Consider the following 12,302-nt stretch of genomic DNA (forward strand, 5'->3'; position numbering starts at 1 on the left):
GGGGCGCGCGATCCGGGAGCGGGGCAGGGGACGGTTCAAGCGGGCGCGATCTTATCAGGCCGCGAGACAGGCGCTTCGTGAAGGTCCGATGAGAGGTGCAAGAAAACCGTAACAATCGGCCGTCATAATTGTGTCATCCGCCCGCCCGCCACGAGGCCACCCATGTTTTCCCTGCAGACGATGTTCGGCCAAGGCAAGCAGTTCTACGCGCTGCTCGAGGAGGCCGCGGTCGCCGCGCACGACAGCACCAAGGCGCTGCACGCGATGCTGCGCGAGACGACGGGCCAGCCCGCCCTCGACGCGTTCAAGCTCGCGCGCCAGCGCGAACGCGCGGCATCCGACAAGATCCGCCAGGAGCTGGTCAACAGCTTCATCACCCCGATCGAGCGCGAGGACATCGAGGCGCTCGGCTCGGCGCTCTACAAGATCCCCAAGCAGGTCGAGAAGTTCGCCGACCGCTACTCGCTCGCGCTCAAGCACCTGCAGGGCATCGACTTCGCGCCGCGCGCGGCGATGCTCGAGAAGGCGGCGGGCGTGGTGGTCGAGATGGTCCAGGCGCTGCCGGGCATGAAGATCGAGCCGATGAAGGCGCTCAGCGACCGGCTGCGCTCGATCGAGAACGAGGCCGACCGCCTGATGCTCGAGCTCTACCGCGACATCTACTCCGGCCAGCTGGACTCGCTGCAGATGTTCCTGCTCAAGGAGTTCTTCGAGATCCTCGAGAAGGCCATCGACCGCTGCCAGGAAGCCGGCGTCGTCGCCTACGAAATCGTGCTGAAGAACTCCTGAGGCGACGTCGATGCTGACCCTCGTGCTGGTGGTCGTCGCGGCCGCGCTCATCTTCGAGTACATCAACGGCTTCCACGACACCGCCAACTCGATCGCGACGGTGGTCGCGACGAAGACGCTCTCGCCCATGCAGGCGGTGATGCTGGCGGCGGCGACCAACCTCGTCGGCGCGCTGTGGGGCACCGCCGTCGCCAAGACGATCACCTCCGGCATCGTGGACACGCACGTCGTCGAAGTGACGTCGCAGCTCGTGCTGTGCGCGCTGCTCGGCGGCATCGTCTGGAACCTGATCACCTGGGCCGTCGGCCTGCCGTCGTCGTCCTCGCACGCGTTGATCGGCGGCCTCGCCGGCGCGGCGCTCGCGGCATCGAACGGCAACTGGCATGCGATCGTCTGGTCGGAGCCGAAGGACCCGTGGTTCAAGAGCGGCGGCGTGCTCTGGAAGGTGCTCGTGCCGATGGTCTCGTCGCCGCTGATCGGCTTCATCATCGGCTTCCTGGTCATGGGCGTGCTCTACGCCATCATCTCGGGCATGGCGTCGAGCGGCGGCTTCCTGCGTCGTGCGGCGCGGCCCCGCTCGGTCAACCGCGGCTTCAAGGTCGCGCAGATGGTCAGCGCGGGCGCGATGGGCTTCGCCCACGGCTCGAACGATGCGCAGAAGACGATGGGCATCATCGCCATCGCGCTGCTGGGCGCGCAGGCGGCCGGCACCCTCGACAACCTGCCGGCGTGGCTTGCGTTCCTGCATCCGACGCAGAGCGCGATGGTGCACAAGGACATCGATACCTGGATCAAGGTGACCTGCGCGCTGGTGATGGCGGCCGGCACGGCGGCGGGCGGCTGGCGGATCATCAAGACGCTTGGCCACAAGCTGGTGAAGCTCCAGCCGATCAACGGCTTCGCGGCGGAAGCCAGCGCCTCGGCCGTGATCCTCACCGCCTCCGCGCTTGGCATCCCCGTGTCCACCACGCACAACATCAGCGCGACGATCATGGGCGTGGGCACGGCGAAGCGCTCGAACGCGATCCGCTGGACCGTGGTCGAGCGCATGGTGTGGGCGTGGGTGCTGACGATTCCTGCCGCCGGCGGCATCGCCTGGCTGTCGTTCAAGGCGCTGCGCGCGACCGGGCTGGCCTGAGGCGCAAAAAGAACCCCGGTGGGGCTCCATCCACCGGGGTTCCTCCTCCCGAGCGGGGAGTGCACTCGCTTCGGAGAGTGCACGGCGGGGTTGCCGCCGCGGGATCGACGATCCTCCCGGGCGGGTTAGGCAGGCGTCAACGAAGCGTGATCGACGGCGGCGGCATTCAGCCGTCGAGGGCACCGATCAGAAGAGGTCGCCGCCCGCCGAGAGCGTGCGTTCCATGCGATCGCCGAGCCCGCCGATTTCCAGGACGAGGCGATGGATCTCGGCGAGGTCGAGTTCCGCGAACGGGCGGTTCTCGCACAGCTGGAGGTGCGGCACGCCGTCGAGGTCGCCGAGCGCCAGATGGCCGACCTGGCTGTCCCAGTTAAAGGCCAGCGCGCGCTTCGGATCGACGCCCGTCATCGGCGCGACGACCGTGCTCACGCGCAGGTACAGGCGCTCGTCCTCGTCGGCGATGCGGGTCAGGAAGATCGCCTGGTGGCGGCTGCCGTGGTCGAGCGAGAGCTCGATGCACATCAGGCCGTCGTCGTGGACGGTGACCTCGTGGCCTGCGCCGTCGAGGTAGTCACGGATGTCGTCGAAATCGCGCATGGTTCGGCTCCTGGGTGTGGCTATGCTAACCGCCATGACGCCAGGAACGAACGACGCCGCCGAGCGGATTTTCGATGCGATCCGCGCGATTCCACGCGGCGAGGTCGCGGGTTACGGTGAGGTCGCGCGGCGCGCCGGACTGCCGGGTCGCGCGCGGCTGGTCGCGCGGCTGCTCGCCACCGGCGACGCGCCGGGCCTGCCCTGGCATCGCGTGCTGCGGTCGGACGGGCGCATCGCGCTTCCGCCGGGTTCGGACGGATTCCTGGAGCAATGCGCGCGGCTTCGGGCCGATGGCGTGGCGGTGGTCGACGGCCGCGTGAAGGTGGCCGCCCGCCCTCGCGCCGCGACGCTCGACGAGGCGCTGTGGGGGCCTCCGGGCTGAGCGAGCGGCGCCGCCGGCCGCGAATTACTGCACTGCAACAGCTACCATGACGGCTCCCGAGGAGCCGTGATGTTCGCCAAACTGCCGCCCGTCACCCGGGCCCTGCTGATCGCCAACGTGGTCGTGTTCCTGCTGCAGTGGTTCGCGGCGGAAACTGTGCTGGGCGACGTGCTCGAAATGTTGCAGCTGTGGCCGATCGGCGGTGGCGATCCTTACGGGGCGCCTTCCTTCATGCCGTGGCAGCTGGTCACCTACGCCTTCATGCACGGCAGTTTCGGGCACCTGCTGTTCAACATGCTGGCGCTCGTGATGTTCGGCTCGCAGGTCGAATTCATCTGGGGCCGGCGGCGTTTCGCGACGTACTACTTCACCTGCGTCATCGGCGCGGCGCTGTGCCAGCTGGTCGTCGGTTACGCGACGCTGCGCATGGGCGGCGAGGCCTATCCGACCGTAGGTGCGTCCGGCGGCATCTTCGGCCTGCTGCTGGCCTACGGGATGCTCTTCCCGAACCAGCGCGTGATGCTGCTGATTCCGCCCGTGCCGCTGAAGGCGCGCACGCTCGTCATCTTCTACGGCGTCGCGGAACTGTTCATGGGCGTCACCGGCACCATGCCCGGCGTCGCCCACTTCGCCCACCTGGGCGGCATGCTGTTCGGCTGGCTCCTGATCCGTCATTGGCGTCGGCGTCCGCCGTCCCGCGGTCCGCGGCCCCGGCCGCCGAACATCCGCATCGTGCACTGACGCGAAAACGCCCGCTGAAGCGGGCGTTTTCGTTCAAGCCGCGCGGCGCTTCACGGCCAGAAGCGCACCTGCTGGTCCGCCTTGGGCTGCATCGGTGTACCCGCCTTGCAGGCGTACGCCGTGCCGAACGCCGGCTGGTTCATCAGCGGCAGGTTGGCGCGCCAGCGGCCGGGCGGATAGGCGCTGCTCGCCGCGCGCGCCGTCGCGACGTCCACCGACGTCTGCTCCGGCCAGAGGCGCGCCCAGGCCGTGTAGAAGGCCTGCATCGTTTCCTTCGAAGCACCCGGCTGCGCCGTCTGCAGAGCAGCCTGCGCCAGCTCGACGCCGGCCTGGTCGGCCGCCAGCGCCTCGCCGACGAGGCTGCCGTTGACGCGCACGCCCTGCAGCTGGGGATACGGCTGTGCCGAGACCTGCGCGCCGATGCGCGAGACCTGCGACGACCAGGCGCTGGCCTCGGCCGGCGTCCACCAGTCGCGCGCCTGGCCACGGGCGTCGATCAGGCGTCCCTGCGGATCGATCGCATGCACGAGCTCGTGGCCGACCAGCGCACCGTAGGCCCCGTAGAGCGCGGCCTGCGGCTGCGTTGCGTCGAACACGGGCGCCTGCAGCATCGCGGCGGTGACGATCAGGCGGTTCTGCGGCACGTCGTAGGCGAGCGCCGGCTGCTGCGGGAGGACGTCCCATCGACGATCGGCATTGCCGCGGCCGATGCGGCGCATCTCCTCGCGATGGCGCCAGGTGGACGCGATGAGCATGTTGCTGCCGAAGCTGCCCCGGCCCATCGGCTGCACGGTGTAGTCCAGGTCCCGACGCGGCGCGCCGACTTCGACCTTCAGCGCCGCGAGCTTCGCCTTCGCTTCGGTCTTCGCGGCGGCCCCGAGACGCGTGTCGCGGTCGACCATCGTCGACAGCGCATCGCGCACCTGCGTCGCGATGGCCTCGGCCTGGGTGCGCGACGCGGCGGGCAGGAAGCGCGCGACATACTCGCGGCCGAGCATCGGGCCAGCGGCGAGGTTGATCGCGTCGAGCACCGATTCCTGGCGCGGCATCGGCGAGACCTGCGCGCCGAGCACGCGACCGCGGAAGTCGAAGCTCGCATCGCGCCACGACTTGCTGAGGTACGGGGCCATCGAGTCGCCGACGCGCCAGCGCAGGAACGTCTTCCACTGCTCCGGCGGCAGCGTGGCGACGAAATTGTCGAGCGCCGCGAAGAGGGCCGCGTTCGCCATCGACACCTGGTCGTCGGTGACGCCCTGCGCCTTGAGGAACTCGGCGAGCTGCAGGCGCTTGTACTGCTTGGCGAGCCCCGCCGTCGGCACGGCCGCGTAATTGGCGCGCGGATCGCGCAGGGCGGCGACCGGGCGGCCGGACTGCGCGAGGCGCGTCTCGAGGTCCAGCACCTGCTGGACCTGCGCGGGCAGCTGCGCTTCCGGCGTGCCGGTGAGCGCGAGGATGCGCCGCACGTAGGCGCGGTAGCGATCCATCACCTCGCGCGTCTCGGCGTCGGTGCGCGTGTAGAAGGCCGGATCGGGCAGGCCGACGCCGCCTTCCGTGAAGTAGCCGACGTGGCGGTCGGTGTCGGCGAGGTCGACGTCCGCACTGAAGTTGAAGGCGACCGGGATGCCGACCTGGTGCAGCGCGGCGATTGCGGGCGGAATGTCCTTCGCCTTCCTGATTGCATTGATGCGGCCGAGCAGCGGCGCGATCGGATTCGCGCCGTCGCGTTCGACCGCCGCCTCGTCGATGCCGCTCGCCCAGAAGTCGCCGAGCAGCTTCTGCACGTCGTTCTGCGGGGCCGACATCGACCCGTTCAGCAGGTCGATCTGCTGCTGGTGGGCGCGCTGGCGCAGCTGGTCGAGCGCGGACACCGAGGGCACGCCCGGCGTAGGCGGGTTCGCGGTGAGCCAGGCGCTGTTGGCGAAGGCGTGGAAGTCGGTGCAGGCCGTCGGTGCGCTCGACTTCGGCGCCGCTGCCTTCTTCTTGGTCGCGGCGTCCGTCGCGGGCGAGGACAGGGCGGCGACGAGAGCCACGGCGAGGGCGGCGGCGAGCGGGCGTGCGGTCATTGCGTGGCGTCCATGGGGGAACCGGCGGGAGTCTAGCAACGCGCCGCGGGGAGGACTGAACGCCTTCCTCACGTCGCACATGCGTCGGGCAACGAAAAAGGCCCGGGTTTCCCCGGGCCTTTCGGTTTCATCGCATCGAGCGCTGCGTTACCAGATCACGACCTGCTGGTCGCCGCCGCGCACCATCTTCTGGCCGGCCTTGCACTGGAACGCCTGCGCGAACGCCGGCATGTTCGACGGCGCGCCGATCGCGCGGAACGTCGCCGGCGCGTGCTCGTCGGTGGTGATGCGCAGCTTCAACTCGTCCGGCGTGAAGTTGCGACGCCACACCGTGGCGAAGTTGACGAAGAAGCGCTGGTCGCGCGTCAGGCCGTCATTGGCGGTGTCCGGCTTGCCGGCGGTCGCGCGCTTCATCGCGTCGTAGGCGGTGTTGAGGCCGCCGAGATCCGCGATGTTCTCGCCGAGCGTGTGCTTGCCGTCGACGTTGAGGCCCGGTGCGGCCTCGTAGCCGTTGAACTGGTTGACGAGCTTGTCGGTGCGCGACGTGAAGCCCTTTGAGTCGGCGTCGGTCCACCAGTTCTCGAAGTTACCGGTCGGGCCGAAACGGCTGCCCTGGTCGTCGTAGCCGTGGATCATCTCGTGGCCGATCACGGCACCGATGCCGCCGTAGTTCATCTCATCCGGCGCATTCGGGTCAAAGAACGGCGGCTGCAGGATCGCCGCCGGGAACACGACCTCGTTCATCGACGGGTTGTAGTAGGCATTGACCGTCTGCGGGCTCATGCCCCATTCGGTGCGGTCGACCGGCTTGCCGATCTTCGAGATGTCCCACCTGTAGTTGAACTCGTTCGCGGCGAGCACGTTGCCGATGTAGCTGGCACGCGACGTCCTGAGGCCCGACCAGTCGCGCCACTTGTCCGGGTAGCCGATCTTCGGCGTGAACGCGGCCCACTTCGCGAGCGCCTTCTGCTTGGTTTCCGGGCTCATCCAGTCGAGGTTCTCGATGCGCGCCTTCAGCGCCTCGCGCAGGTTCTGCACGAGCGTCTCCATGCGCGCCTTCGAATCAGGCGAGAACGCGGTCTTGACGTAGATCTGGCCCATCGCCTCGCCGGCCGCGCCGTTGAGCGCGCCGAGCACGCGCTTGCCGCGCTCCTTGATCTGCTTCTGCCCGCGCAGCGTCTGGCTGTAGAACGCGAAGTTCTCGTTGACGAAGGCATCGGACAGGAACGGCGAGGCCTCGTCGACGGTGTGGAAGCGCAGGTAGCTGCGCCACGCGGACGCCGGCACGTCGCCGAGCATCTTGCTGACTTCCTGGTGGAACGACGGGATCGCGAGCGAGAACATCGCCGGCACGTCCAGGCCCTGCGACTTGAAGAACGTCGTCCACGGGAAGTTCGGCGACAGCTTGTCGGCTTCGGCCGGGCTGATCGGGTTGTAGAAGAGCTCGGCGTCGCGCGACAGTTCCGAGCGCGACTTCGAGGCCTTCGCCAGGCGCGTCTCGAACGCGACGACATCCTTCGCCTGCTTCGCGGCGTCGGCGGCGCCGATGCCGGACAGCTGCAGCACCTTGGCGACGTGCGCCTGATAGGCGCCGAGCACCTTCGCCTTGGTGGCGTCCGTGTAGAACGTGGTGTCCGGCAGGCCGAGGCCGCCCTGGAACGCGACGCCGATGTTCATCGACGAGTTCTTGTAGTCCGGGTTCGCGCCGAAGCCGAACAGCACGTTCTCGCCCTTCGCCGCGCTCTCGCGCAGGTAGTCGGCGATCTGCGCCTTGTCGGACAGGCGATCGATGCGGGCGAGGTGCGCCTTCAGCGGCGCGACGCCCTGCGCGTTGATCTTCTTGGTGTCCATGCCGGTCGACCAGAAGTCGCCGACGATCTTCTCGACGCCGTCGGTGCTCTTCTTGGCGGCGACCGCCTCGGCGATCTGGCGCTGCACGGCATTGCTGCGCTCGTCGAGCATCTCGAACGCGCCCCAGGAGGTGCGGTCGGAGGGAATCGGATGCGCGGCGAGCCACTTGCCGTTGACGTAGCCGCCGAAGTCGGTGCACGCGTCCTTCGAGGGATCGAGGTCCGCCTTGGCGAAGCGGTTCACCGGCGGCAGCTTGGCGGTGTCGATGGCGAGGTCGCCCGACGTCTTCGCGGCGGGCGCGGCATAGGCCGCGGCGCCGGCCAGGACGGCGGCGACGGCGAGCGGAAGGTGCGTTTTCTTGAAGGTCACGGGGGACTCCGGAGCCGGAACGGGACGGGCGGCCCGACGCGCAGCGGCGGGCGACACGCGGGATGGCATGCCTGCCGGACGTTAGCCGGTGCCTGCCGGGCCCAAGCGTGCCGGAGGTCATGCCGGCGCCGTGGCTGAACGGCCGGGCCGCCCCTTCGGCAGCGGCGGGTGGTTTCACGTACCATGCACGGGTCCCCGCGCCTGGCATCCGCCCTCGGGCTCGTTTTCCAGGTTTCTCGCAGGCCCCTCCGGGCCGCCGCTTCCCGCGGCCCCATGCGACGTCATCCGCACGCAATTCCCGGCGCCGACAACGTCCCGGATCCCTCCGGTGCGTCACTACGTCCCACTCGCAGCGCGGTCAGGAAAGCTTCGAGTCGCCCCGCGGCCCCCAGGGTCGCGGCATATCGCTATTCGGAGCTCTTCCATGACCCACGAGACCTCGGCCTTCGAGGCCCTCGGCCTGCCGCCCGCCCTGCTGCGCGCGCTCGCCGAAAAGAACTACACCACCCCGACCCCCATCCAGCTGCAGGCGATTCCGCTCGTGCTGGCGGGCCGCGACGTGCTGGGCGGCGCCCAGACCGGTACCGGCAAGACCGCCGCGTTCGGCCTGCCGCTGCTCGCCCGCCTGTCGGGCCTGACGCCGCCGACCGGCCCGCGCAAGCCGCGCGCGCTCGTGCTCGTGCCGACCCGCGAGCTCGCGGTGCAGGTGAACGAGAGCCTGCGCAACTACGGTCGCCACCTGCGCATGCACACCGGGATGATCTTCGGCGGCGTCGGCATGGGCCCGCAGGTCGACCTGCTGCGTCGCGGCGTCGACATCCTCGTCGCCACACCGGGCCGCCTGATCGACCACCTCGAGCGCGGCACCGTCAAGCTCGATGCGATCGAGATCCTCGTGCTCGACGAAGCCGACCGCATGCTCGACATGGGCTTCATGCCGGCGATCAAGCGCATCGTCGCGAAGGTGCCGGTCAAGCGCCAGACGCTGCTGTTCTCGGCGACGTTCGAATCGCGCATCCGCGGCCTCGCGATGGAGTTCCTGCGCAATCCGGCCGAGGTCGAAGTCGCGGCGCGCAACACCGTCGCGTCGACGATCGAGCACATCGCGCATCCGGTCGACAATTCGCGCAAGCGCGACCTGCTGGTGCACCTGCTGGCGACGCGCTTCCAGGAGCGCATCCTCGTGTTCGGCAAGACCAAGCACGGCTGCAACCGCCTCGCCGAGCAGCTCGAGGAGGCCGGCATCAAGGCGTCCGCGATCCACGGCAACAAGAGTCAGGGCCAGCGCCAGAAGGCCCTGAGCGAGTTCAAGACGGGTCGTTGCCGCGTTCTCGTGGCCACGGACGTCGCGGCCCGCGGCCTCGACATCCCGGACCTGCCGCTCGTCATCAACTACGACCTGCCGACCGTGCCGGAGGACTACGTCCACCGCATCGGCCGCACCGGTCGTAACGGTGCGACCGGCGAAGCAATCTCGCTCGTGGCGATCGACGAGGGCGGCCTGCTCTCGCAGGTGCAGAAGCTGCTCGGTAAGAACGTGCGGCAGGTGGTCGTCGAGGGCTTCGAGCCGTCGCAGGCCCTGCGCATGGATGCGAAGCCGCCGGTCGGCAAGCGCACCGCGCGTCCGTCGGCGCGTCCGCACGGCAAGCCGGCCGCGCGTCATGCGCATGCCGGTGCCCCGCGTGGCGCCGGTGCGCGCGCGCCGCGGAGCCGCTCGGCCCGCTGAGGCCTCGCGACATCGCAGTGGAGACGAACGGCGTGCGGATTTCCGCACGCCGTTTTTCGTTGCGTCAGGCGACGAGCCCGCGCATGGCGACCGCATCCGCGCTGTCGGGGAACACCTGCGTGTCGACCGCCGAGCGCGAGAGACCGAGGTGATCGACCAGCAGGCCCTTGAACAGGGCGCGCAGGTCGCTCGTCGCGCGCAGGTCGCGGCCTTCGAAGAGGGCGGGGCGCGACAGGCCGGGCCAGTCGCCGGCGATGCGCCCGCCACGCACCGCGCCGCCGGCGAGCACTGCGAGGCCACCCGTGCCGTGGTCGGTGCCGCCGGTGCCGTTCGCGGCCGCGGTTCGCCCGAATTCGGTGACCACCGCGACGACGGTGCGCGGCCAGATCGACGCACCGGCCTCGTGGAAACCGCGCAGCCCCGCGTCGAGTTCGGAAAGCTTGCGTCGCAGCTGCAGCGCCTGGCCGCCGTGGCTGTCCCAGCCGGTGTCCTCGACGAACGCGAGCCGCGGACCGTCCGCAGCCGCCATGAAACGCGCCGCCGCGGCCATCGCCTGGGGCAGCCGCAGCACACCGGCAGCCCCGTCGTCCGCGCTGCGCTGCATCGCATCGGCGAACGACGCGGCCAGCACGGCGTCGCCCGCGTACAGCGTCTTCAGCCGCTGCATCAGTTGCGGGTCGACCGCCTCGACGAACGGCGGCGACCACGTCTCGACGCGCCCCGGACCGCGGGCCGACAGGGGCGGGACGGCCGCGACGGCGAGCGCACGTGGCCCCGCCATCGCACCGGCCGCGCGACTCAGCCAGCCGCTCTGGAGATGCGAGGCGGCGCCGCCGCCGTTCTCGACGTTGTCCTGCGCCTCGAAATGCGACCGGCCGCGATAGGGCGGCGCGATCGCGACGACCGGCAGAAGCTGGTGCGCGGCCTGCAGTTGCGCGGCGAAGGCGAGCGACGGATGCAGGCCGAAGCCGCCGCCGATGGGCAGCGCATCGGCGACGGCGAGGTCGCCGCGCAGCCGCGCGTAATCCGGATCGCCCACGGGGGGCAGGGCATGCAGCGCATCGAGTCCGCCGCGCAGCAACACGACGACGAGCCGGGTGTCGGCCCCCGCGCCTGCGAACGCGGGCGCCCGCGGCCACAGCGCGAGTGCAGCGCCGGTGCCGGCGAATTTCAGCAGGGCACGACGGGTCGGGTCCATGTCAGGTCCTCCATTGGAAGGCCGGGCTCGCGAAGAGCAGGGCGAGCCCGGAGCGCGCGGACTCGGCGCGACGCAGCACGGTCGTCGTGGCCTCGTCGAGCCGCGGCCCGAGCGCGGTGCGCGCGACGGCCAGCGGATCGGGCGAGGCGTCGGCCGCGAGCGCCGCCAGCCGCTGCGCGGCCTGGATGCGCTTGAACAGTGCGTCGCCGCCGCTCCATGCCGACGCGACGTCGGGGAAACCGGCCGGCGAGCGCGGCGTGAACGCGGGTTCGCCGAGCTGCGCCAGCACCGGCTGCAAACGGCCGATCGCGACGTCCGCATCGAGTGCGCGCAGTGCCGAGACCAGATAATCGTCGGGCGACTTGAACTTGCGCGCGGTCGGCGCCCAGGCCTCGGGCGCTTCGATGAGGGCGCGGTACACGCTGGCGAGGTCGCCGCCGCTTCGCGTCCACGCCTGCGCCATGCGTTGGACGAGTGCGGCAGGCGGTTCGTCGGCAACGAAATGGCGCGCGAGTTTCGCGGAGACGTGCCGGGCCGTGGCCGGATGCACGGCGAGGTCGCGCAGCACCGCTTGGCCTTGCGCGAGGCCGTCGTCCGCATAGCGACGCCCGAGTACCGTGCGCACGCCCGGCGCATGCGCGGCGGGGCGGAAGCGGAAGGCGTCCTCGGGCGGCGCGTCGAGCACTTCGCGCGGGAGCGGCGTGCCCCAGCCGGTGATCGCACGCGCGAGTTCGGTGACGTCGCCCTGCGCATAGCCGCCATCCACGCCGAGCGTGTGCAGCTCGAGGATCTCGCGGGCGAGGTTCTCGTTGAGGCCGAGCGCGCGTCGACCCGCGGCACGGCGCGCGAGCTTCGAGTCGTCGCCGACCGATCGCACGTTGTCCAAGTATCGAAGCATCGCGGGATGCCGTTCGACCGCGAGCAGCAGGTCCCGGAACCTGCCGAAGACGTTCGGCCGGATGGCCTCGCGCTCCATCGGGGCGGCGTAGAGCAGCGCGGGCCGCTTGTCGATCGACACGGCGAAGTGGTTGGACCAGAAGCGCACGAGGCGCTCGGCGAAGCCGTCCGGGGTGGCGGCTGCATGTGCGTAACGCGACTGCAGCTCCGCGCGAACGCGCTCGCGCAGCGCACGGCGCCCGCGCGGAGCCGTGCCGGTCTTCTCGCGCTGCATGGCATTCGCCATCCCGGGCTCGGGCTCGGCCGCAGCGCGCTTGTCGAGACGCGCAGCCGCGAGGGCCACGGCTTCCTCGTGCAGGTAGACGCGCGACGGCGGCAGGCTCGCGAAAGCCGCAGTCCCGGCATCGCCCTGCAACTGCCGCTCGAGCAGCGAGCCGGCGTCGCCGCCCCGGTCGAGGTCGCCCGGGCGGGCGCCGAGTCCGAAGCGCTGGTGCGCGGTGGCGAGGCGGGAAAGGTCGGTCATGGAAGGTCTCCGCGTTGCAGTGGAAACG

10 protein-coding genes are annotated in these 12,302 nt (G+C 70.3%); 5 read left to right on the forward strand and 5 right to left on the reverse strand.

All coding sequences use genetic code 11. From position 1 onward, the window contains the following. Positions 1-162: 162 nt before the first annotated feature. Both ACY35P_RS05185 and ACY35P_RS05190 read left to right on the forward strand, forming a co-directional pair. Entirely contained in the window at positions 163-789 is a 627-nt protein-coding gene (locus ACY35P_RS05185; protein ID WP_462114764.1) for a DUF47 domain-containing protein, read from the forward strand. Between the two features lie 10 nt (positions 790-799). Next, entirely contained in the window at positions 800-1,927 is a 1,128-nt protein-coding gene (locus ACY35P_RS05190; protein ID WP_462114765.1) for an inorganic phosphate transporter, read from the forward strand. A gap of 186 nt (positions 1,928-2,113) precedes the next feature. Here the strand turns inward: ACY35P_RS05190 and ACY35P_RS05195 are convergent, their stop codons facing one another. Continuing rightward, on the reverse strand, positions 2,114-2,524 hold the full coding sequence (locus ACY35P_RS05195; protein ID WP_462114766.1) for a hypothetical protein: 411 nt from the start codon (positions 2,522-2,524) through the stop codon (positions 2,114-2,116). 34 nt (positions 2,525-2,558) lie between these two features. On the opposite strand from ACY35P_RS05195, the gene ACY35P_RS05200 reads away from it, so the two are divergent. Then, positions 2,559-2,906, forward strand: a complete 348-nt coding sequence (locus tag ACY35P_RS05200; RefSeq protein WP_462114796.1) for an MGMT family protein — start codon at positions 2,559-2,561, stop codon at positions 2,904-2,906. A gap of 69 nt (positions 2,907-2,975) precedes the next feature. Then, entirely contained in the window at positions 2,976-3,647 is a 672-nt protein-coding gene (locus tag ACY35P_RS05205; RefSeq protein ID WP_462114767.1) for a rhomboid family intramembrane serine protease, read from the forward strand. 50 nt (positions 3,648-3,697) lie between these two features. On the opposite strand, the gene ACY35P_RS05210 is transcribed toward ACY35P_RS05205, so the two are convergent. Both ACY35P_RS05210 and ACY35P_RS05215 read right to left on the reverse strand, forming a co-directional pair. After that, the gene (locus ACY35P_RS05210) at positions 3,698-5,710 is read right to left on the reverse strand and encodes a M13-type metalloendopeptidase (RefSeq protein ID WP_462114768.1); all 2,013 of its coding nucleotides are present in this window, start codon (positions 5,708-5,710) and stop codon (positions 3,698-3,700) included. Positions 5,711-5,857: 147 nt separating this feature from the next. Beyond that, on the reverse strand, positions 5,858-7,999 hold the full coding sequence (locus ACY35P_RS05215; RefSeq protein WP_462114769.1) for a M13 family metallopeptidase: 2,142 nt from the start codon (positions 7,997-7,999) through the stop codon (positions 5,858-5,860). Positions 8,000-8,354: 355 nt separating this feature from the next. On the opposite strand from ACY35P_RS05215, the gene ACY35P_RS05220 reads away from it, so the two are divergent. Then, the gene (locus tag ACY35P_RS05220; RefSeq protein ID WP_462114770.1) at positions 8,355-9,656 is read left to right on the forward strand and encodes a DEAD/DEAH box helicase; all 1,302 of its coding nucleotides are present in this window, start codon (positions 8,355-8,357) and stop codon (positions 9,654-9,656) included. Between the two features lie 64 nt (positions 9,657-9,720). Here the strand turns inward: ACY35P_RS05220 and ACY35P_RS05225 are convergent, their stop codons facing one another. Together ACY35P_RS05225 and ACY35P_RS05230 are read right to left on the reverse strand one after the other, a co-directional pair. Continuing rightward, positions 9,721-10,854, reverse strand: coding sequence for a DUF1501 domain-containing protein (locus ACY35P_RS05225; protein WP_462114771.1), 1,134 nt, complete (start codon positions 10,852-10,854; stop codon positions 9,721-9,723). A 1-nt stretch (position 10,855) separates the two neighbouring features. After that, positions 10,856-12,274, reverse strand: a complete 1,419-nt coding sequence (locus tag ACY35P_RS05230) for a DUF1800 domain-containing protein (RefSeq protein ID WP_462114772.1) — start codon at positions 12,272-12,274, stop codon at positions 10,856-10,858. Between the last annotated feature and the right edge of the window lie 28 nt (positions 12,275-12,302).

Source organism: Lysobacter xanthus, assembly GCF_047159895.1.